This window comes from Subtercola sp. RTI3 (assembly GCF_035018625.1).
Classification (GTDB): Bacteria; Actinomycetota; Actinomycetes; order Actinomycetales; family Microbacteriaceae; genus Subtercola; species Subtercola vilae.
The window spans coordinates 49,592-70,925 of the sequence record NZ_JASJXO010000013.1 but is presented as its reverse complement, the minus strand read 5'-3'; the positions used below and the strand labels follow the sequence as shown (position 1 = coordinate 70,925).

Sequence of the window (21,334 nt, the reverse complement as noted above, 5' to 3'; positions counted from 1 at the left end):
CGCGTGGCGTTAGTCGAGAAGCGCGCGTTCGCGAAAAGCGATCATGTTCATTCGGTTTCCGCACCGGATGCTGCAGAACCGTTTCGACCCGTTGCGGGAGAGATCAACGAGGATACCTTCGCAGTCATGTGCCGCGCAGGCTCGCAACCGACCGTTCTCATCGGTGCGGATCACGTCGACCAGAGCCAGCGAGACCTCGACCCGAATGCGCTCTGCCAAGGGCGCAGCCGGGTCGGTTGCGTGCAGGTGCCAGTCGGAGTCGTCGTGGCGAACCAGGTGCGGCAGAGCCCCCGCGTCAGAGAGCATTGCATTGACCTCGGTGACGGCGAGGTCTCGCTCGAGCATCCAGACGCTCCTGAGCCGGCCTCGGGTCTGTCGAACATCGGCCAGCTCGAGCTCGTCGTGATCGATGCGCCCCGAGTACTGGAAGCGGCTGAGCAGCAGCGAGAGCTGCGCCACGTTCGCCAGCTCGTCGGTGCCGGTTCGCGTAGCTCCGGCGGCCGTATTGGCCAGCGCCACGGTGAACGCCAGAGTGTCTTCGGTGTCAGGGGCAAAATGCAAATTGACTCCTTACTCCTCGTGAGACTACCGTCGATCTCGAAGGGCCCGCAAGAGCGGCCCGCACCGCTCTGCAACAAACCAGAGCCACACCCCGAGAATGGTCAGGAGTGCCCGTGAAGAACCCGTCGACGTCGACCGGTCTGATCATCGCTGTGATCGCCGCCGCCACCTTCGGCACGTCTGGCGCGCTGGTGAAGCCGCTACTCGAGGCGGGCTGGAGCCCGGCTGCTGCCGTCACCATTCGCGCTCTCGTCGGCGGCGTGGTGCTCATGCCGGTGGCGGCATACTCGCTTCGCGGTCGGTGGTCGGCGCTCTGGCGCGCCCGTTGGCGCGTACTCGCCATGGCGGCCGTCGGTGTGGCCGGAACACAGTTGGCCTACTTCGGTGCCATTCAGCGCATTCCGGTGGGTACGGGCATTCTCATCGAATACATGGCACCGCTCCTCTTGGTGGCGAGTGTGTGGGCGATCTCCCGCCGCCGACCGAAACCGGCGGTGCTCATCGGGTCTGCCGTGGCGCTGATCGGCCTGGTGCTGGTGGTGTCACCCACCGGCGCGGGTGGGGTGGATGCCCTGGGAATCATCCTCGCCCTCATCGCCATGGTCGGCTGCGCTCTCTACTACGTGGTCGCCGCCCGCCCGAGTGACGGGCTGCCCGCGGTCGCCTTCGCGGGGTTCGGGCTGCTGCTCGGCGGCATGCTTCTGGGCGCGGTAGGCCTCACTGGGCTGGTGCCCTTCACCCTGACATTCACCGACGTGAGCATGTTCGGCGCCCAGAGCCCGTGGTGGTTGCCCCTCGTCGTGGTGGGTGTGGTGAGCACCGCCGTGGCGTATGCCGCGAGTATTTCGGCGAGCGAGATTCTCGGTTCGCGACTGGCCTCGTTCGTGGGGCTGCTCGAAGTCGTGGCAGCGACCTTCTACGCGTGGCTGCTGCTCGGCGAACAGCTCACCCCGGCGCAATTGGCCGGCGGAGTGCTCATTCTGCTCGGCATTGGCTTTGTTCGTTCAGATCGGCCTGCTGCGTCATCCACGCATCCACCGTTCGCTGAATCAGTTGATCCGAGACCGGCCCTCGTGCAATGAGCACTTGCACGATCACCGGGCCGGTGACCTGCGCGTAGTCGTCGGGGCTCAGCTCGACACCGGTGTCGAGGAGCAGTGAATTGAGCGCTGAGGTGCGGTCGACGATGACGCGGTTGAGGGCGTCGGCTGATCCGCTGTCGTCTGCGGCCTGAGCGGCGATGGCCAACAGCGCACTGGCAGTGGGGCGATGGCTCAGACCATCACGCAGGCTGGCCAGGAAGTCGATGATGATGATGCGCGCATCCGGGCCCGCCACCGGATACCCGACGTCAGGGCCGGTGAGAATGACATCGGCGAGCAGTGCGTCGCGCTCAGGCCAGTGCCGATAGAGCGTCTGGCGGGTCACGCCGCTGCGGCTCGCAAGAGAGGTGTAGGTCAGCCCCGCTGGGCCAAGCTCGTCGAGCATCTCGTGCGCCACCTCGAGAACACGTGTCTTTGTGCGATCGACCCGCGGATTCACGCGTTTTTCGACCACTTAGACCTCTCTTACGCACTCGTCATACGGCGTGTATGATGTGATCGATTTCCCACGTATGCACCAGTGCTGAGCGATAGCGCGACAGCTCTCATAGAAACGAATGGCCATTATGCCCGATTCTGCAGCCGCAGCCGCAGTTATCCCCTCGTGTTTCAGACGCTGACCCCGCCGCCACGGGTATCACGGAAGAAATAGCGTGCGCACCGCATTCGCACTCGCCCACACCGCCGCAGAGATCAGCGAGTTCTACGGCGCCGCGACCAGCCGTACTTCTGGGTGGGGGCCGTCGTATCACTTTGCCGCCAACAGAAAAATCGTCGTTGTTCGGCAGCGCCTCGAGCACGGGCTTCGAACGCTCACTCTCGAGACGGCGAGCTGGGGGCTTTCGCCCGAGTGGAATACCGGCGAGCTGAAGCCGGTGTATGCCATCGGCGTCGACCGCGTGGGCAACAACGGGCTGTTCGCGGCCGCGCTCGCCCGCCAGCGCTGTCTCGTGCCGCTGAACGGTTTTTACGCGTGGCAGCGCTCGGGCGCAGTCGCCGAACCGCGCTACGTTCACGGAACCGAACCGATTCTCTCGGCAATGGGCGTCTTCACGACCCGCGTCGTGAATGGGCGCGCCATTCTGACGGTGGCACTGCTCACGGGCGAACGCCCGGGGGCGCAGTCGCGCGAGTGGCCCTCTGTTCTCACCCCCGCCGATGCCCGGCTCTGGTTGAACGGAGCCGTCGATACCGCGGTCGACCTGCCCTTGGTCGAATTTCAGGCCCGCTCGGCTGCGTTGGCCGAAGGGCTGCTGAGCTACCGCATCGGCGACGGAATCAATGCCGTCGTTCCGCGCGACAGTGCTCGTCTGGTGCGACTGCTCGGCAGCTGAGAGCAGCAGGGCGGCTCACTCTGCCTCACCGATGAGCCGCGCGCCGAGATCAGGCTCGGGCATGTCGGCATCGAAGGGGTAGATGGGCCGCTCCACCCGGCGGTGACCGAGCCGTGCGATGTCTTGGTCGACGCCGCCCGGGGTGAGGGCGAGCACCCACCCCTCTGACAATTCGAACAGCTGCGGTTCGAGATAGCCGATCTTGACGATGACGATGGCACTCGAACGCGGGTCGAGGTTCAGCTCGGTGAAGTCACGTTCGAGGTGATATGGCTTGCGCAGCCCGGTCAGTATGACGAACACGCTGCCGGTTCGAATGACCACCTCGGTGACCGCATTCGGGTCGCCGTGCCGGATGCTGTGCACAACCCCCTCGAAGGTGACAGGCCCCGCGTGGCGGCGGTCGACCTCGGCTCCCGCAGTGACGGTGACCGTAGCGCCCACCCCTGCCCGCACGGCCTCAGCTACGACATCGGGGGCCGGGAGGGAGGCGTAGATGACACTCGGTGCGTCAGCCGACCCGAATTCAGGCCGTGCGAGCAATTCCCGCAGCCCCCACGACACGTCGCCGGCGCCGCCCGCGGTGGGGTTGTCACCGGAGTCGCTGATGAAGAACGGGCGACGATCGCTCGCGAGCGCCGTGTCGAGCGCCCCTGCGAACGTGTCGGTGGCTGCGACGAATTCGAAGTCGGCCCTGGCCTTCCAGAAGGCGGCGGCCAGGCGTTCCGCTCCAGCCGCCACGGCTGCGGCGTCTCTGCCGGTGACGACCACCGCCGCCCGGTTGCGCGGCTCGTCGGCCCAGGCATAGCCCACCCACACGGCCGCATCGAGCACACCGTCGGCCGCTTCGACCTCTGGCACCAGGGCGTAGACACTCTTCGCCGGGTCGAGGCGCGTCGAGGTCTTCTCCCCCGGCAGCAACAGCGGCAGGGGAACCCACGCCTTGAACGGCTTGGGGCCACCCGACACGAGCTGCCGAACGAGATTGCCGACCGCTCGCTCGCGCGTCTCTTCGGTGTCGATGTGGGGTGCGGTGCGGTCGCAGGTGATCAGGTCGACGAGCTCAACGAGCCGCCGCGACACGTTGCCATGCAGATCCATCGAGGCCGAGACCACCGCGGCGGGGCCGATCACCGCGCGGATGCGCTCGAGCAGAACGGCTTCGGGGTCATCGAGACCTTCGACGCTCATCGCCCCGTGAATGTCGAAGTAGAGGCCGTCGAGCGAAGGCATGACCGAGAGGCGTTCGACGATCTCGCCGGCGAGCTCATCGAACGCAGCCGCGGTGACCATGCCGCCGGGCAGAGCCCTGCCGGTGAGGGCCGGAAACCAGTTGGCGGCCCGGCGAAGGGGGGTGCCTGGCGCGAGGAAGGGGTACTCCTCGAGCACCTCGGCACCCCGCCGCGGCCGGAAGGCGGCGGCATCGGTTCGCGCCGGCGAGAACGTGCTCGACTCGATGGCGAGGCCCGCTATTGCGATGGTCGGCAGCGCGGGGCTCGACAGCGCGGCGCTCGGCAACTCAGGGCTAGGCAACGCAGGGCTCGGCAGGTTCTCATTCGACATGTCAGATACCCTGCCAGGCGGGTTTGTTCGCGAAGACGTATTCGTAGAACGCGGTGTCGACGAGCTGGCTCGCGGCGGCGCGATCGACGATCACCGTGCAGTGCGGATGCAGATGGATGGCCGTGGCCGGCACCCGCGCACTCATCGGCCCCTCGACCGCCCGCGCCACAGCCTCTGCCTTGGATTCGCCGAACGCCAGCAGCACCAGATGGCGCGCCTCGAGGATAGTGCCGAGGCCCTGGGTCAGCGCGTGCCGGGGCACCTCGTCGACCGAGGCGAAGAATCGGGCGTTGTCGCTGCGGGTCTGCGGCGTGAGCGTTTTGACCCGGGTGCGCGAGGCGAGCGACGAGCCGGGTTCGTTGAAGCCGATGTGTCCGTCGGTGCCGATACCGAGCAGCTGCAGGTCTATGCCGCCGGCAGCCCGGATGGCCGCGTCGTACTCGAGCGCAGCCTGTTCGAGATCGTCTGCCTGGCCGTTGGGCACCTGCACCAGCCCGCGTCTGAGGCCGAGAGGTACCGTCACCTGGGCGTCGATGATGCTGTGGTAGCTCTCGGGGTGGTCGCGGGCGATTCCCACGTACTCATCGAGCGCAAAGGCCCGCACCTGTGACACATCGCGCCCGGCCAACCGCTCCCGAAGGTCGGAGTAGACCGGCAGCGGCGTCGAACCGGTCGCGACCCCGAGAACCGCGTCGGGTCGGCGGTCGACGAGCAGCGCAATCGCCGCTCCGGCCACCGCGCCCGCGTCAGCGGGGGTGTCGACGATGATGATTTCAGCCATGGGATCAGTTCTTTCGAGAGGCAGCGGGCAGGGCGGGAACGAGCGACTCTGTGGGGTGGCCGAGCAGGTTGTCGAGCATCCACTCGGCGGGCGTGTCAGGTCGCCCAGCGGCGCGGAAGGCCAGTACTGAGGCGCCGATACGACTACCAGAGGTGCCGAGAACCGAGGTCTCGACGGGCGGTGCCGAGCGCCAGGCCAGCGCGGCGGCGAGCTGCTCGCGAACGGGGTCGAGCAGAGCGGCGCCGGCGCGCGACACTCCGCCGGTGAGCACGATGACGGCAGGGTCGAGAAGAAGGGTCACCGTCTTCAGACCCAGTGCGAGCGCCTCGACACCGTCGCCCCACACCCGTCGGGCAACCGCATCGGTGCCCTGCCGCTCGACGATCTCAGCCGCCGTGAGGCTGTCGAGCCCGCCGAGCGCTTGGTACCGCCGCGCGAGCCCCGCACCCGACATGTAGACCTCGAGGCAGCCGCGCTGCCCGCACGTGCAGTCTTCGCCGTGCGGCAGCGCCGGAATGTGACCGAGTTCACCGGCAGAGGTCAGGTGCCCCACCACGGGAAGGTCGGTACTGAGAATGGCAGCAGCAACCCCGGTACCGATGGCGACGAGCACCGAGTTCGAGACCCCGGCTGAGGCACCGAAGAGCGCCTCGGCAAGCCCTGCCGAGCGCACGTCGTGGCCGATGGCCACGGGAATACCGAGGTCGGCGCTGAGCACAGGGCCGAGCGCTACATTGGTCCACTCCAGCGTCGAGGCGTACCGCACGGTGCCGGTGGCCGGGTCGATGATGCCGGGCGTCACGACGCCGGCGCCGATGACGTTCCAGCCCGCCTCAGAAGCGTGCTGCTTGAGCCTCAGCAGCAGCGTACGCACGCGCTCGAGCGACTCGTCGCCCGACGCACCCGCGTCCAGCGTCTCTGCCAACACGACGCGGCCGAGCGAGTCGACCACGGCGCCCTTGAGGTTGGTGCCGCCGATGTCGAGCGCGAGCACCGCCTCGATGTCGGGCGCTGCGGCAGGGCCCACTGCCGCGATCAGTTGCTCGACGAGGGCGCGGTCGGTCTCGAGCGTTCCGTCGCCGCGGGCAGAGGGCACTTGGGCCCGCAGGTGCACCTCGCCTGCACCGGTGGCAGCGACGAGCGCCCGAACGTTGTGCGGTCGAACGCCGCCACCCACGAGCATCCGGGGGCCTGATGCCGAACGTTCGATCAGCAGTTTGAGGGCGGCAGCACCCTTCTCGGCGGTCGGCGCGCCCCCTGAGCTCAGGATGGCCGTCACCCCCAGCCCCGCCAACACGTCGTAGCTCGCCGCCAGGTCGCCCGTCTCGTCGAACGCCTTGTGAAAGGTGACGGGCAGCTCGCCGGCCGCCGCGATCAGCTGCCGCATCGCGGCGACATCGACCCGGTGACCGGTCGTCAGCGCGCCGAGCACGACACCGATACGGCCCGGAATAGTTTCGGAGACCGCCCTGATCTGCTCGAGATCGAGGCACATCACGGCCAGCTCGGCCGCCGAATACACGAAGTCGCCGCCCCGCGGGCGCACCATGACCTGAATACCGATGGTCGATGTTTCGCGAGCCACTGCTCGCAGCGACCCGAGGCTGGGCGTGGTGCCGCCCTCGACGAGGTCGGCGCAGAGCTCCACGCGCTGGGCGCCGGCGCGTTCAGCCACGAGGGCACCGGCGAGGTCGTCGATGCAGATTTCCACGACGGTCGGTCGCGGTGCATCGGTGGGGGTAGTGATGTGGTGCTCCTAGCGGATAGACGAGTCGGTGACGGGCACGCCGACCACAGGCGCACTTGTACTCGGTTCTGCGAGGCTGCGCTTGCCCGGTCGGCGACGCAGTTGCGACGCCAGGGTCGACAGCGCGCCGTTGAAAACCAGGTAGATGACCGTCACGACAACGAAGGTGGGAATCAGAAAGTGGTTGTATGCCGCGAGCACCTGCCCGCGGTAGAGCAGTTCGGTGAACGCCACGATATAGCCGAGCGAGGTGTCTTTGACGAGGCTCACGAGCTGGGTGACGAGCGAGGGCGTCACGAACCGCAGGGCCTGCGGCAGAACGACGAGTCGCATGGCTTGCCCGCGAGAGAGGCCGAGGCTGGCCGCCGCCTCTGACTGGCCGGCGGGAAGCCCGAGGATGCCCGCTCGAATGATCTCGGCGAACGCCGCCGCATTCGCCACCGTGAGCGGGATCACCAGCTTCCACAGCAGCGGGAAGTTCAGACCCAGCTGCGGCAGCCCGAACAGCATCAGATAGATCAGCAGCAGCACGGGAATCGTGCGGGCGATCTCGATGTAGGCGGTGCTGACCCAGTGGATGACCGGGTTGCGACTCAGCCGGCCGAGTGCCAGCACCAGCCCGAAGGCCCCGCCCAGCACCGCCACGAGGGCGGCGGCCTGAATGGTGCCCCACAGCCCCACGAAGAGGTACTGCCAGATTCCGGCGCTCAGAAACGGCGTCCAGCGCTCGGCGTCGAGTTGGCCGTGCGAACCGAACTGCACCGCAGCGGCCACGATCAGGGCGATGACCACAATGACGGCGACAACCGACCACAGCCGGATCGCCCGTTGTGCGCGAGGCCCGGGTTCGTCGTACAGCGAGACCGCAGGCTGGTGCGAAGAAGATGCACTCATCGTTTGATCGCCACTCTCTTTTCGATTCTGCCGGCGCTCAGCCCGATGATCAGCGCGAGCGCCATGTAGACGAGGCCCGCGACGCTGAAGATGAGAATGGGCTGAGCCTGAACGAGGTTGAGTTTGTTCGCCTCTGAGGTGAGCTCGACCACACCAATGGCCGCGGCGAGGGCCGTATTCATCGTGAGGGCGATCATCACATTGCCGATCGGCTGCACCGCCGCGCGGAGCGCCTGCGGCACCACCACGAGCCGCAGCGTCTGCACGAGGGTGAACCCGAGCGCCCGGCTCGCCTCGATCTGGCCCGTGCCCACGGTGTTCACGCCACTGCGGATCGCCTCGGCGACATAGGCCGCTTCGTAGAGGGCCAGAACGATGATGGCCGTCGGCGTGAGCGGCAGCAGCAGCCCGGCATCGGGCAGAGCGAACACGGCGAGGATGAGAAGAACCAGCAGGGGAACGTTCACGAAGAACTGCACGTAGACGAACGCGATACCGCGCAGCACCGGAATGGGGCTGATGCGCGCGGCCGTCACGATCGTTCCGAGCACGATCGCTGCGACACCGGCGATCACCGCCATCATGATGGTGGTGCCGAGCGCCGACAGCAGCGGGCCGGCGCTGTCTGCGAAGATGTTCATCGCGTTCCTCTGCTGGTCGATCTCATCGTGGGTCAGGCCCGGGCTGTCGCCTGGCCTTCGGAATCAGGTGGTGCTGATCAGGAACCGGGAACCGACCCGATGGCGGGCGGGGTGGGCGTCGACGACGTCACGGCTGAGCCGAGCGTGGCGTTCCACACCTTCGCCCAGTCACCGCTGGCTTCGATTTTGGTCAACCACGCGTTGATGAACGACTTGAACTGCGTGTCGTTGTTCTTCAGACCGATGCCGTACGACTCGGTCGTGAACGGCTGGCCCACGACCTTGATGGCCTTGTTCGAGGCGGCATCGCTGGCGAGCAGCGTGAAGTCTTGAACGTAGGCGTCACCACGGCCCTGGGTGAGAGCCAGCACGGCCTCGGGGTCGGTGGCGAAGCTGACGACCTTGGCGGTCGGCTGCTGCTCGGGAACAGCGGTCACGGCGGGCGTGTTCGCACCGACGATGACCGTCTTGCCACCGAGATCACTGACGCTCTGGATGCTCGTGTTGTCGCTCTTCACCGCGACGGCCAGCCCCGACTGCAGGTACGGGCCCGCGAAGTCGACCTGCGCGTCACGCTCGGTGGTGATCGTGTAGGTGTTGAAGACCACGTCGACGGTACCGTTCTGCAGCAGCGCCTCGCGCGTCTCAGAGGCGGGCGGAATGATCTCGACGCTCGGTGTGCCCAGAATGTAGATGGCCAGCAGCTTGGCGAGGTCGGCATCAAAACCCTCGACATTGTCGGGGTTCGAGGGGTCTTGCTGCGAGAGCAGCGGTGCATCGAGCGCTTCGGCGACGATCAGTTTGCCGCGCGCCTTGATCTTCGCCATTGTCGAATCGGGAATCAGGTCTGCAGCCGAGGCCACGGCCGCGTTCGAGTACACCGACGACAGTGCGTTCGAAGCGCTCGACGTCGGGTTGGAGGTGGGCACAGCTGAGCTGTCTGACGAGCACGCGCTGAAGGCCAGGGCGGCGGTGACGGTGATGGCGAGCAGGGGGATGCCTCGCGTGAGGGTTTTTCGTGTGCTGGGCACGGGTGGAACCTTTCTTTCGTTTCGCGTTTCGTTTTTCGGTGCAGGGTGAAGCTGTTGTGGGGCCTGGGGTCAGGGGCCTGGGTTCAGGAGTCAGTGCGGCAGGATTTTTGACAGGAAGGCCTGGGCGCGGGGGCTCGACGCCCGGTCGAAGAAGTCGGCGGGGGTGTTCTGCTCGACGATGCGACCGTCATCCATGAAGATGACCCGGTCGGCTGCGCGGCGGGCGAAACCCATTTCGTGGGTGACCACCACCATGGTCATCCCCTCACTCGCCAGCGACGTCATGACGTCGAGCACTTCGCTCACCATCTCGGGGTCGAGGGCGCTCGTGGGCTCATCGAAGAGCATCACCTTCGGCTTCATGGCGAGCGCGCGGGCAATGGCGGCGCGCTGCTGCTGGCCGCCCGAGAGTTGGGCCGGAAACTGGTCGGCCTTGTCGGCGATACCCACCCGCTCGAGCAGCTGAAGACCCTCGGCCTGGGCCTCTTTGCGGGGCTGGCCCAGAACCTTGATGGGCGCCAGCGTCACGTTGTCGAGAATGGTGCGATGCGCGAAGAGGTTGAACGATTGGAACACCATTCCCACCTCGGCGCGCAGCCGGGCGAGGGCCTTGCCCTCGGAGGGCAGCTCGACACCGTCGACCGAGATGCTGCCGGAGGTGATGGTCTCGAGCCTGTTGATGCATCGGCAGAGTGTCGACTTGCCAGAGCCAGAGGGCCCGACAACCACGACGACCTCGCGCGGTGCGATGGTGAGGTCGATGTGTTTCAGAACGTGGTGATCGCCGAAGTGCTTCTGCACGGCGGTCATCTGAACCATCGCCGGTGCCGTACTGGTCGGTGCGTGAGCCACAGGTGCCGCCTTCGAATCATGATGCGGCCTGGCCGCATCGCCACTGTCATCGTGATCTACCCACCCACGGTCATCCATGAGCATGTTGCTGGTAAATCAAACTAACAATCTATTGTTGCACGCATATTTCGAGTTGCTTTGTTTGATTATGGAGTAAGCTCGGGCAAATGGATGGATCGAATGGCTTCTAGAGTGCCCCCCTCGTTCACCCGGTTCTCGGCCCAGAACCTGGCGATCCTCGGCCCGCTTCGTGCGGGCCTTGCCGACTCGAAGGCCGACTTGGCGAAGATCACGGGCCTGTCACCGTCGACGGTAACGGCCCGGGTCGACGAACTGATCGGTCTCGGCCACGTTGTAGAGGTGGGTGACGGCGTCTCCCGAGGCGGCCGCCGACCCCGCCGGTTGGCGCTTCGCCACGACGGCGGCATCGTGGGGTGCATCGACCTCGGAATCGACCGAACCTCCATCGGGCTCGTCGACCTCTCGGGGCAACTCGTGGCGCGCATCGACATCGAACTCGACGTCGCCGCCGGGCCGCACCCCGTGCTGCAGCGCGTCTGGGCCGAATTCGAGACAATGCTGGCCGAGAGCACCGCCTACTCGCAGCTCTTATTGAGAGGGCTGTCGGTGGGTGTGCCGGGGCCGGTCTCGGCCGAGACGGGCCGAGTGATCGCTCCGTCGCGCATGCCCGGCTGGAACGGCATCGACGTGGCCCAGATTCTGGGAGCGCTCGCGGGGGTACCGGTTCTGGTCAACAACGACGCGAATCTGATGGCCCTCGGCGAGTATGCCGCGAGCGATCGCAGTGAACCCGACCAGGTTTTTGTCAAAGCAGGCTCGGGAATCGGTTGCGGCATCATCGCCCGCGGTGAGCTGTTCACCGGCAGTCGCGGGGCGGCTGGCGACATCAGTCACGTCTCGGTGCCCGGCGCGCCGCCCGTTGCCTGCTCGTGCGGTCGCACGGGCTGTCTCGACGCCCTGGCCAGCGGCAACGCGCTGGTTCGCGAACTGCAGGCGGCAGGGCGCGAGGTGGCGACCGTCGAAGACATGATCGCCCTTGCTCGCGACGCCGACCCGGTGGCCACCCGCCTTCTACGGGAGGCCGGCAGTATGACGGGCGGCGTGCTCGCTACCATCGTCAACTTCTTCAACCCAGACCGTCTGGTGCTCGGCGGCGTGCTCAGCCAGTCGGAGGTCTTCGTCACCGGCGTGCGTGCGATGCTCTACGCCGAGTGCCTGCCCCTGGCCACCGACAGGCTCACCATCGCCACGGCAACCCGCCCCGACGACTGCGGCCTGCTGGGTGCGGGCACCGTCTTTCTTGACCGCATGTTCTCGCTGCAGGGCATCTGAGCCCCGCTTCAGAACGCGCCGGGTACGGGCCCGATCAGGTCGCTGAATTTCACCTGAAAGTCGTTGAAGCTGGTGCTGTCCACCTGACCGGCGCCGATACTCCCGTTGTCGAGCGTCTCGCATCCCGTGTCGTGGTAATACAGGTCGGTGTCGGCGCCGTCGGGGTAGCGAAAGACGATCAGGGCAAACGTTCCGCCCGCATCCATCGGGCACCCCGCAACACCGAACTGCGGCGCGAGCGACAGCGTCAGGATGCTCGTGGCGAGCGCCACCGCATCGGTCTCCTGCACGTGTACACCCTGCATCAGGGTCACGACGCCCGCAGGCCCCTCGGTCGAACCGGCCGCATCGACTGCACCGCCCGTATCGGCTGTATCGGCCGTATCGACACCATTCGTCGTCGCCTCGTAGGCGCACAACAGCGCAGCGGTGGGCCGTGCATCTTCGCGCAGTAACAACCGCGTCAGCGGTTTGCCATTGCTCACATCTCGCACGGCGCCGGGCAGAACCGGGCAGTCATCGACCGAGATGTGCAGCGCGGGTGCGGCCGGTTTGAACCAGGTTCCCGCGCATCCAGAGAGCGTCGCGGCTGTAACCACCGCGAGGATGGCGGCGCCGACGGCAACACGCCCTCGGCTGCGTCGCCTGGTTCGGCACCTCATGCACACAGTCTAGAGGCCCCCCACACGGGGCTCACTGCTCAGGCGGGAGCGACCCTCAGCGGAGAGCGTCAGCGACGGCGAGTGTGGCGGCGGACTCCGCGCCCCCTCAGTGTGACACCGCGGCGCGCAGGCCGGCCAGCGCGCCCGCGGTGCTCGCGTGCGGGTCGAGCCAGGCCGCACGGCCGGCCGTATCGAGCAGCGCCGGCAGCCCGTGCCGCTCCCCCGTTCCGGCGGCGGCCTCAGCGGTGAGCAGTGCGACGCTCACCCGCTCATGCCCGTCGACGAGACGAATGCTCGCCAGCGCGGCCGCGGCCACGACGGGAGCCGAGCCGAGGGCGTCAGGCAGAGCCCCGGGCACGGCAGGCGCGCTCATCGGAATGAGACAGCGCCCGTGCCGCAGGGCATCCCGAAACAGGCCGTTCGTCTCGACCCGACGAATGCCCACCTGCGACAGCGGTTCGAGTTCGCCGTCGTGCCACGCGGGCACAAAGCCCCATGACGCAGTGATGACCTCGCGGGCACCGTCGTCACCGAACGAGCGCACGATCAGTATCTTGCGTTTCGGCTGGAACCACGAAGAGGGCCGCCACCCCATGCCGCGGGAGCGTGCGGCGCCGAAGAGAGCGGCCACCGTCTCGGCAGAGGGGGTCATGGCGAACGAAGTGAGCATGATGGCGTGGCGTGGCTGTCGTCGTGTGGTGGTTGTCGTCGTTACGCGCTCGTGCCGACCCACGAGAGATCAGAGGTCTTCTCTGAGCCCACTTGGTAGCTGCCGAGAATCTTCACGCTCGTGTCCCAGCTGAGTACAGTGCCGTCGTCGACGGTACCGGCACCGAGCAGAACCGAGAGCGCGAAGGTCTGCGAGCTGCCCGCGGCGATGGCGAGACCGAGGCTGAACGTGATGGTCTTGGCCGGGTATGTGCCCACCGGAGCGGCATAGGCCGCGCCACTGATTGCGGCGATCTGGCGGCGAGTGAGGCCTTGGCGAACAGTGCCCTCGGCCGTCTCGTCGACGGGCTCGGCTGTCTGGAACTTCTTCATCACGCATTTCCTAGTCTTTTCGGGGGTCGTACGCGGCCCACACACGGGCCTCCACCTGTTAAGACCATCAACGCAGCAAAACGTGACGCGGTACGCGGGGTGAGTTTGCGAAGGGCGGCTCGTGAATCGACACCAGCAGGCGATTCAGTAGCGCGGCCCCGCCCCCTCAGCCCAGAATGGAGCCATGACGCCGACCCCCGTTCACACGACCGCGAGTGGGTCGACCTCAGGCCGGTCGACCTCAGGCGGGTTGACCTCGGGCGGGTTGACCTCAGGCGGGTTGACCTCGAGCGAGGTGGCCACGCGCGTCGCCGAGAATCGCACCAACGCGTATGTGCAGGGGTCGAGCCGCAGTGTGTGGAGCATCCTGCGCGCCAACGTGCTCACCCTGTTCAACGCCATTGTTGCGGCATGTTTTCTGGTGCTCATCGTGGTGGGTCGCTGGCAAGACGCGCTGTTCGGCTTCAGCGCGGTGGTCAATGCCGTGATCGGCACGGTGCAGGAGTACCGGGCGAAGCGGGCGCTCGACCGTCTGGCCGTGCTGAACGCTCCGAGCGCCCGGGTGCTGCGTGACGGTGTCGAGGTCGAGATAGCCATCGGTGAGGTGGTGATGGATGATCTGCTCGTGCTGCGCGCCGGCGACCAGGTCTCTGCCGACGGCCGTGTGCTCGATGCCCGCGGGCTGCAGCTCGACGAATCGATGCTGACCGGCGAGAGTGACGCCGTAGAGAAAGTGGCCGGAGCCGAAGTGCTCTCAGGTTCTATCGTGGTGGGCGGCGAGGGCCGCGCCACCGTCATCCGGGTGGGAGCCGACTCGTATGCGAACACGATCGCGAACGAGGCGAAGAAGTTCTCCCTCGTCACCTCTGAGCTTCGGTCGTCGATCAACCGCGTTCTGAAGTGGATCTCCTGGGTGATCGGCCCGCTCGCCGTGATCGTGCTGAACTCGCAGATGATCGCGCAGGGTGGGTGGGGCGAAGCCATCTCCAGCGGCCGATGGAAAGACGCGGTGGTCGCGACGATCGCGTCGGTCGTGGCAGCCGTGCCGCTGGGCCTTGTTCTGATCACGAGCATCACGTTCGCGGTGGGGGCCGTGAAGCTGTCGCGCCAGCAGGTGTTGGTGCAGGAGCTGCCCGCCGTCGAGGGCCTGGCCCGCGTCGACATCATCTGCCTCGACAAGACCGGCACCCTCACACAGGGCGACATCGTCTTCGACGGGGCTCACCCGCTCGGCGAACGAGCCGGCTGGCGCGAGGTGCTGGGCTGGTACGGGGTTCAGAACGACGCAAATGCCACGGCTCGCAGCCTGGCAACGGAGTTCACGGTGGCGCCTGACGCGACCCCCACGGGCACGGTGCCGTTCTCGTCGGCACGCAAGTGGAGCGCCGTCATCTTCGATGAGAGCATGTGGATACTGGGCGGCCCCGAGATGGTCTTTCCCGCTGACCACCCGGCCCTCCCTGATCACTCAGCCCTCACCCACCGGGCAGCCGAGCTCGCCGCCACCGGCCGGCGCACCCTCGTGCTCGCGCACGGCACACCCACCGACAACGAGACCGTACCCGGCGACGCAGTGCCTGTTGCACTGCTCACGTTCCGCGAGAACATCCGGCCCGACGCGCGTGAGACGCTCGACTTCTTCGCGGAGCAGGGCGTTGCCGTGCGGGTCATCTCGGGCGACAACCCGCAGACCGTGGCGGCGATCGCCCGCGATGTGGGCCTCGATGTGCCGCACGGTTTCGACGCCCGCGAACTGCCCGACGACCAGGATGCCCTGATCAGGGTGCTGCAACAGAACATCGTCTTCGGCCGGGTCACCCCCGAGCAGAAGAAGCGTATCGTCATTGCACTGAAATCGGCCGGACACACCGTGGCCATGACCGGCGACGGCGTGAACGACGCACTCGCCATCAAAGAGGCCGACATCGGCATCGCCATGAATTCGGGCGCGGCGGCGACCAAGGCGGTGGCTCGCCTGATTCTGCTCGACAGCAAGTTCTCGCACCTGCCGCACGTGGTCGCCGAAGGCCGGCAGGTCATCGCGAACATCGAGCGGGTGTCGATGCTCTTTCTCACCAAGACCGCCTATGCGGCGTTTCTGGCGCTGGTGTTCGGCGTACTGCTGCTGCCCTTCCCGTTTCTGCCGCGGCAACTTTCGATCACCGACGGGCTGACCATCGGCATTCCGGCGTTCTTCTTCGCGCTGCTGCCGAACAAGAAACGCTACGTGCCCGGCTTTCTGCGTCGCTCGCTGACGTTCGCCATTCCGGCCGGGGCCGTGGTGACGGTGGGGCTCGCCGTGTTCGCGCGGGTCGCGGCGAACCTGGCGATTCCCGAAGCCGAGATTCGCACGGGATCGACCCTCATTCTCACCATCGTCGGACTCTGGATTCTGGTGGTGCTCTCACGGCCCGTCGGCCCGATCAAGGCGGCCGTCATCGGCGCCATGATGATCGGGCTGGTGTTGGTCTACGCGATTCCGCTCGTCAGCGACTTCTTACAACTGGTCGACCCCACGCTGCCGACGGCGGCGCTCGTGCTTGTCATCTCGGCGACCAGCATCGGGCTCATCGAGGTGGTGCGCTTCGTGCACCGGAGGCTGACGGCCCGCGACGAACTGCGTGCCCTGCAGAGCCTCGACGCGGTTCAGGCGTCGACGAAGTAGCGGCCACCCCGCCCGAGCCAGAGCGGCGCGATCACCACCGCACACGCAACGGCCTGCGTGACAACGCCGGAGAACCCGTCGCCGGGCTCGGCGATCGCGAACACCACGGTGAGCAGCAGCCCCGCCAGCAGCAGACCGCTGACACCCCAGCGGGCAAACCTGCTGCCGCGGGAGACTCCCGACGCAAGCGCAATACTCAGGAGGCCGAACAGCACGGTGGCGGCCCCGACGAGCGTGACGATGAGCCGGGTGGTGGTGCCGGCCGCCACGACCTCTGGCAGGTACCGGGCGAAGATCGCCGCCAGCCCCAGGCCGATGTCGACGAACCCTGCCACGTAGATCAGCACCACGACCAGAGTCACGATGCCGGGCCGGCGCGGCGGGCCCGTGGCCCCGGTCGGGCGGCCCGTCGCGGGGCCGGGCAGCTGCCTTGTCATCTGCCGCCCACCCGCCGAACGAGGGCGTTGCGCACAACCCGCATGACACCGAGGAATCCGAACAGCCCGATGACCGCGCCGAGCAGGTCGAACAGGTGCAGGTTCGGGGCCAGCAACGGGCCAGAACCCACCACGACCAGCACGATCGACACGACAATGGCGGCGACCGAGACGAAGGTGCCCACGATCTCGCCGACGATCGCGTTGACGAAGAGCCGGTCATCCGGAGCCGAGAAGTGCCTCACCTTCACGCCCAACGTGCCACTCTCGAGCTGCGACACCAGTGAGTTGAGGCGGCGAGGCAGGGTGCGCGCGTAGGCTGCGGTGTTCGACGCCTGCGCCTGCGCCGTGGCGGCAATGCGTTTCACGCTCAGCATGCGCAGAAGAAGCGTTGGCACGCGGTCGAGCGCGCTGCCCATCATGTCGAAGTCGGGCACCAGCACACGCAGGCAGCCCTCGAGGGTGGCGAAGCTCCGAAACGCCGAGGCCAGCGTGGCGGGCAGCGCGATGTGGTGCTGGCGTATCACGTCGAGCATCAGGGTGAAGATCGACCCGCCGCCGCCCGCTCGGTGTCGCACGATGGTCAGCACGATGCCGATGTCGTGGCGAAACGAGTCGATGTCGGCATCCGGTGGCACATCGACGATCAGCAGCAGGGCGTCGGTCGCCGCGATGTCGTCTTCGTTCGACGCGGCGAGCAGCAGCGTGGCGAGGCGCTCGCGCTGGCTGCGCTCGATGATGCCGATCGCGCCGAAGTCGATGAGCCCGAGCGTGTCGTTCTCGCGCAGAATCACGTTGCCGGGGTGCAAGTCGGCGTGAAAGACCCCGTAGACCAGAATCTGTTCGAGCACGGTGTTCATCAGCCCCACCGCGAGCGTGTGACGAAGCTCGGGCGTCATCAGAGCGAGGCGATCGGATGCCCGGCTGAGCGGCACGCCATCGACCAGGTCCATCGTGATCATGCGCCCGCTGCTCGCCTCGGGGTACACCGTCGGAACGGTGATGGTGACGCCTGGCGTGCCGTGGTGCTCGGCTATGCGCATCAGAGTCGAGCGGATCATCTCGGTGTTGTTGTACTCGATCGTGTAGTCGAGTTCGTCGAGCAGAGTGGTTGTGAACCCGCGGGCCACCGACTCGGCGCGCAGCTCCCGGCCCTGACTGGTCTGCTCCTCGGCCCGGCGGGCGAGTCGCAGAATGATGTCGACGTCGGCCTCCACCTGGTGGCGGGCGGTGGGCCGCTGCACCTTGATCACGACGCTCGTGCCGTCGAGCAGGGTCGCCGTGTGAACCTGTGCCACCGAGGCGGCGGCGAGCGGCTCTTCGTCGACGTGCAGGAACAACTCAGCGATCGGCCGGCCCAGTTCTGCCTCGACCGCCGCGCGGATCGCGGGCCAGGGCAGCGTGGTTGCGCTCGACTGCAACGATGCGAGCGCGCTCAGGTAAGGCTCGGGCACGAGGTCGCGCCGGGTCGAGAGCACCTGGCCGATCTTGACGAAGGTCACGCCAGAGGCATTGATCGTGGCGATCACAGCGTTTGCCCGCTGCTGGGCTGTCGACAGTTCAGAGCTTCGTCGCGACCGCCCCGAGAACACGAAACCGGCGCCGTGGCGCGAGGCGATCTCGAGTATCTGCAGGTAACGCTGGGTGCGACGGCGCTGGGCAAGCGCACCGCGAACCACGTCGATGGGGTTCACCAGAGGTCGGGTGGGGAGCAGAACCTCAAGGCCGGCCAGAACGGCCACCCCGAGGGCGAAGATCCAGGCCACGCTGACGACGATGACGACGATGCCGATCAGCGACGAACTCTCGAACGTGTGGTCGGTGTTCGAGACTGTACCGGTCTGCTCACCCACCCACAGTGCGAATGGCGAACCGCAGACGAACACGAGCAGGCCGACGATGATGCTGCGCGGCCAACCCACCGGGCCGCCGAGAACGCGGCGACTGACCAGGCCGACGAGCACGGCAGAGACGACGCCGACGATCACGAGCACGACGTTTGCGAGCATGCGCGTTCTCCCCCCTGGCCCCACCGGATGAAGGGCCTGTTGCCCTGACGATCATCTTATTGCGGAGGCTCGAACCCCGGCATCGTGTACGTCAACGCAGCCCGCGCCTGGGCGGCCAGCACCTCAGCACCTCAGCGGCACTGGCCCGCCACAGAGATCTGCTCGTCGGTGGGGCGGCCGTACGCTTCGATGCCGGAGCCCGGCACATCGAACCCTTGGCTGATCGACCACGCTGTCGCCCAGATCTCAGAGTTCTGGTGAAAGGCGTCACCCGAGAACAGCGGCCAGCAGCGGTAGACCTGCGTGTGCCCCACCTCGTGGGCCACGAGGGCGCGGGCGTTTCGGCCGTTCTCCCACTCCCGTTCGACGGTGTAGTTGAGGCTGATGATCGACCACCCGCCGTCGCTGTCGTACGACTCCGCCGTTCCCGACAGCCAGTTGTCGCCGAGCCCCGAGACTTCGGGTGCCCAGACGAATTCGAGAGCGACGCCGTTGCTGAGCGAGCGAGCGTAGGCCTCGACCTCGCGGCGCACGGCCCAGGCCGGGTCGTCGAGCTCGGACTGCTGCGTGGCTTGAGACGCGACGACCTGCGCTTCGGCGTTCGCGAGCGAATCGACGAAGGCGCCGTTGCGGCTCTCGCTGAGAGTGGAGTTTCGGGCCTGCTCGATGAGGCGAAGCAATGGCACTTGCACCGAGCGGTTCGACAGCGCGTTGCTCGAGATGGTCTGCTCGGCTGCCGTCGCCGCGTTGCCGAAGTACGCGGTCTCAGCGGCGTAGACGCTGGTCTCCGCGGCGGCCGCATCGCTCGCCAGCGTGCGCAGGCTGCCCTCGGTCTGCTGCGAAGCCCGCGTGCGGCCCTCGAACTGCTCGGCTTCGGTCACGAGCTGCCACGGCGGGCGGTACGCGCTCTGGTCGATGTGAACGGCGGCCGGCACCTCAACGGGCTGCGCCGCGGCCAGCGGTTCGAGAACGCCCAACGCCTGGCTGAGCGTTGCCGCTTCGGTGGCGCCCTGACCGACGAAAGCGGGGCTGTCGACGACCGACCGGATGCGCTGCGAGACCAGACTCACATCGCGCAACCGCGCGTCGTAGGCGTGCACGGCGCTCGTCTCGGCCGCCTGCTGCGTGGCGAGCGACGCCGACGCCTCATCGAAGCGGCTCTCGCTGGCCGCACTCCAGCCCCAGAACCCGCCCGCGAGGGCTCCAGCCGCCACAATGACCGAGGCCGTCACGATGAGCCTGCGTCGCCAGCGCGGCCGAGGTGCCGGCACCGGCTCCGTCACGCCGCCTTCGGCCTCGTCGGTCATGCCCCGATGTTAGCGCACCCGTATTCGGCCGCAGCGCCGCGCCTCAGGGCTGCACGCTGAGGTGCGTACTCATCTCGAGACCGGGTGACGCCGCCACGCGCACCGGCGGCACGTAGCTCAGAAAGTCGGCGAGCAATTCGTCGATCGAGGCGGAGAACTGCAGCATCGCCGTGTAGCGCGGGTGGGTGAACCCGCGATCCCGCATCGCCTCGACGAGCGTGATGAACGGGTCGTAGTAGCCGGCCACGTTCAGAAAACCGCAGGGCTTCTCGTGGATTCCGAGCTGCGCCCAGGTCCACTGCTCCGTGATCTCCTCGAGTGTGCCCGGCCCGCCCGGCAGCGCCAGAAACGCATCCGACTTCTCGGCCATGAGCGTCTTGCGCTCGTGCATCGTCTCGACGACGATCAGCTCAGTGACGTCGTCGTGCATGACCTCGCGATCGTGCAGGGCCCGCGGAATCACCCCGGTGACGTGGCCGCCCGCCGCGAGCGCGGCGTCGGCAACCGCCCCCATCAGCCCGACGTGCCCGCCGCCATAGACCAGCCCCATGCCCCGTTCGGCGAGCGTTCTGCCCACCTGCCGGGCCGCCTCGAGGTAGACGGGGTCGTTACCGGTACTCGAGCCGCAGAAGACAGCGACGGTGAACGGGCGTTCGACTGGTGACATGGGGGTGGCCTTTCGGGCGATTCGGTTCACACTCGCAGCTGACGGTAGCCGACAAGTGTTTCGGGGCGGTTGCCGCGAAACGACTTCCAGCTGCCGCTACTCTGCGAGCTGCCCTTCGCGGTGCGGCAACTTCCAGCCCGGTCGCACGTAGTGGCAGGTGTACCCGGCGGGGTACTTCTCGAGGTAGTCCTGGTGCTCCTCCTCGGCCAACCAGAAGTCGCCGACGGGCTCGACCTCGGTGACAACGGGGCCGGGCCAGAGGCCCGATGCGTCGACATCGTCGATCGTGTCGAGCGCCACCCGCTTCTGCTCGTCGTCGGCATAGAAGATGGCCGAACGATAGGCGCGCCCCACATCGTTTCCCTGGCGATTCTTCGTCGACGGGTCGTGAATCTGAAAGAAGAACTCGAGCAGGTCGCGGTACGAGATGATCGACGGGTCGAAGACGATCTCGACTGCCTCGGCGTGGTCGCCGTGCTTGCGGTACGTGGCGTTCGGGGTGTCGCCACCCGAGTAGCCCACCCGGGTCGAGATGACGCCCGGGCGTCGGCGCACGAGCTCCTGCGCGCCCCAGAAGCATCCGCCGGCGAGAATTGCGGTTTCAGTAGCCATGGTCTGGCCTCCTTCATCGTGAACAGGCCGCGGCGATCACCGGGCCTTCTGTCTATCAAACAGTGCTTGGCTTC

21 protein-coding genes are annotated in these 21,334 nt (G+C 67.1%); 4 read left to right on the top strand and 17 right to left on the bottom strand.

Annotation, left to right across the window (positions count from 1 at the left end):
- Positions 1-9: 9 nt before the first annotated feature.
- Entirely contained in the window at positions 10-561 is a 552-nt protein-coding gene (locus tag QN358_RS07390; protein ID WP_323512000.1) for a CGNR zinc finger domain-containing protein, read from the bottom strand.
- Between the two features lie 113 nt (positions 562-674).
- Between QN358_RS07390 and QN358_RS07385 the strand changes: the two genes are divergently transcribed.
- Entirely contained in the window at positions 675-1,643 is a 969-nt protein-coding gene (locus QN358_RS07385) for an EamA family transporter (RefSeq protein ID WP_323511999.1), read from the top strand.
- Here the strand turns inward: QN358_RS07385 and QN358_RS07380 are convergent.
- Positions 1,537-2,118 (bottom strand): TetR/AcrR family transcriptional regulator, encoded by a 582-nt coding sequence (locus QN358_RS07380; RefSeq protein ID WP_323511998.1) that lies wholly within the window; start codon positions 2,116-2,118, stop codon positions 1,537-1,539. The two genes, QN358_RS07385 and QN358_RS07380, sit on opposite strands and share 107 nt — an antisense overlap.
- 199 nt (positions 2,119-2,317) lie before the next feature.
- Between QN358_RS07380 and QN358_RS07375 the strand changes: the two genes are divergently transcribed.
- Entirely contained in the window at positions 2,318-2,998 is a 681-nt protein-coding gene (locus tag QN358_RS07375; protein ID WP_323511997.1) for an SOS response-associated peptidase family protein, read from the top strand.
- Positions 2,999-3,013: 15 nt separating this feature from the next.
- On the opposite strand, the gene QN358_RS07370 is transcribed toward QN358_RS07375, so the two are convergent.
- The 7 genes from QN358_RS07370 to QN358_RS07340 all read right to left on the bottom strand — a co-directional run bounded on the left by QN358_RS07370 (position 3,014) and on the right by QN358_RS07340 (position 10,474).
- Positions 3,014-4,561, bottom strand: a complete 1,548-nt coding sequence (locus QN358_RS07370) for a M81 family metallopeptidase (protein WP_323511996.1) — start codon at positions 4,559-4,561, stop codon at positions 3,014-3,016.
- A gap of 1 nt (position 4,562) precedes the next feature.
- On the bottom strand, positions 4,563-5,342 hold the full coding sequence (gene nagB / locus QN358_RS07365) for a glucosamine-6-phosphate deaminase (protein WP_323511995.1): 780 nt from the start codon (positions 5,340-5,342) through the stop codon (positions 4,563-4,565).
- Positions 5,343-5,346: 4 nt separating this feature from the next.
- A complete protein-coding gene (locus tag QN358_RS07360; RefSeq protein WP_323511994.1) occupies positions 5,347-7,053 on the bottom strand; it encodes a copper homeostasis protein CutC in 1,707 nt (568 codons plus the stop codon).
- Between the two features lie 45 nt (positions 7,054-7,098).
- Entirely contained in the window at positions 7,099-7,983 is an 885-nt protein-coding gene (locus tag QN358_RS07355) for an amino acid ABC transporter permease (RefSeq protein ID WP_136641913.1), read from the bottom strand.
- Positions 7,980-8,624 carry an amino acid ABC transporter permease gene (locus QN358_RS07350; protein ID WP_136641912.1) on the bottom strand — a complete coding sequence of 215 codons (645 nt, stop codon included), beginning with the start codon at positions 8,622-8,624 and terminating at the stop codon, positions 7,980-7,982. Before QN358_RS07350 ends, QN358_RS07355 begins: the two co-directional genes overlap by 4 nt.
- A gap of 77 nt (positions 8,625-8,701) precedes the next feature.
- Positions 8,702-9,655 (bottom strand): glutamate ABC transporter substrate-binding protein, encoded by a 954-nt coding sequence (locus QN358_RS07345; RefSeq protein WP_136641911.1) that lies wholly within the window; start codon positions 9,653-9,655, stop codon positions 8,702-8,704.
- Positions 9,656-9,745: 90 nt separating this feature from the next.
- Positions 9,746-10,474: an amino acid ABC transporter ATP-binding protein gene (locus QN358_RS07340; RefSeq protein WP_323512006.1), complete on the bottom strand. Its 729-nt coding sequence runs from the start codon at positions 10,472-10,474 to the stop codon at positions 9,746-9,748.
- Between the two features lie 213 nt (positions 10,475-10,687).
- Between QN358_RS07340 and QN358_RS07335 the strand changes: the two genes are divergently transcribed.
- Complete coding sequence (locus QN358_RS07335; protein WP_323511993.1) at positions 10,688-11,860, top strand: ROK family transcriptional regulator; 1,173 nt, start codon at positions 10,688-10,690, stop codon at positions 11,858-11,860.
- A gap of 8 nt (positions 11,861-11,868) precedes the next feature.
- On the opposite strand, the gene QN358_RS07330 is transcribed toward QN358_RS07335, so the two are convergent.
- The 3 genes from QN358_RS07330 to QN358_RS07320 all read right to left on the bottom strand — a co-directional run bounded on the left by QN358_RS07330 (position 11,869) and on the right by QN358_RS07320 (position 13,563).
- Positions 11,869-12,522, bottom strand: a complete 654-nt coding sequence (locus tag QN358_RS07330; RefSeq protein WP_323511992.1) for a hypothetical protein — start codon at positions 12,520-12,522, stop codon at positions 11,869-11,871.
- A gap of 106 nt (positions 12,523-12,628) precedes the next feature.
- Positions 12,629-13,192 (bottom strand): SOS response-associated peptidase family protein, encoded by a 564-nt coding sequence (locus QN358_RS07325; protein ID WP_323511991.1) that lies wholly within the window; start codon positions 13,190-13,192, stop codon positions 12,629-12,631.
- A gap of 41 nt (positions 13,193-13,233) precedes the next feature.
- Positions 13,234-13,563 (bottom strand): hypothetical protein, encoded by a 330-nt coding sequence (locus tag QN358_RS07320; protein WP_136641907.1) that lies wholly within the window; start codon positions 13,561-13,563, stop codon positions 13,234-13,236.
- A gap of 184 nt (positions 13,564-13,747) precedes the next feature.
- Between QN358_RS07320 and QN358_RS07315 the strand changes: the two genes are divergently transcribed.
- Positions 13,748-16,228 (top strand): HAD-IC family P-type ATPase, encoded by a 2,481-nt coding sequence (locus QN358_RS07315; protein ID WP_323511990.1) that lies wholly within the window; start codon positions 13,748-13,750, stop codon positions 16,226-16,228.
- Here the strand turns inward: QN358_RS07315 and QN358_RS07310 are convergent.
- The 5 genes from QN358_RS07310 to msrA all read right to left on the bottom strand — a co-directional run bounded on the left by QN358_RS07310 (position 16,210) and on the right by msrA (position 21,260).
- Positions 16,210-16,665, bottom strand: coding sequence for a hypothetical protein (locus QN358_RS07310; protein WP_237280325.1), 456 nt, complete (start codon positions 16,663-16,665; stop codon positions 16,210-16,212). The genes QN358_RS07315 and QN358_RS07310 overlap by 19 nt on opposite strands.
- Positions 16,662-18,674 carry an ABC1 kinase family protein gene (locus QN358_RS07305; protein WP_136641905.1) on the bottom strand — a complete coding sequence of 671 codons (2,013 nt, stop codon included), beginning with the start codon at positions 18,672-18,674 and terminating at the stop codon, positions 16,662-16,664. The genes QN358_RS07310 and QN358_RS07305 overlap by 4 nt, the downstream gene beginning before the upstream one ends.
- A gap of 131 nt (positions 18,675-18,805) precedes the next feature.
- Positions 18,806-19,981 (bottom strand): hypothetical protein, encoded by a 1,176-nt coding sequence (locus QN358_RS07300; RefSeq protein WP_323511989.1) that lies wholly within the window; start codon positions 19,979-19,981, stop codon positions 18,806-18,808.
- 43 nt (positions 19,982-20,024) lie between these two features.
- Positions 20,025-20,648 carry a TIGR00730 family Rossman fold protein gene (locus QN358_RS07295; protein WP_323511988.1) on the bottom strand — a complete coding sequence of 208 codons (624 nt, stop codon included), beginning with the start codon at positions 20,646-20,648 and terminating at the stop codon, positions 20,025-20,027.
- A gap of 96 nt (positions 20,649-20,744) precedes the next feature.
- The gene (gene msrA / locus QN358_RS07290; RefSeq protein WP_323511987.1) at positions 20,745-21,260 is read right to left on the bottom strand and encodes a peptide-methionine (S)-S-oxide reductase MsrA; all 516 of its coding nucleotides are present in this window, start codon (positions 21,258-21,260) and stop codon (positions 20,745-20,747) included.
- Between the last annotated feature and the right edge of the window lie 74 nt (positions 21,261-21,334).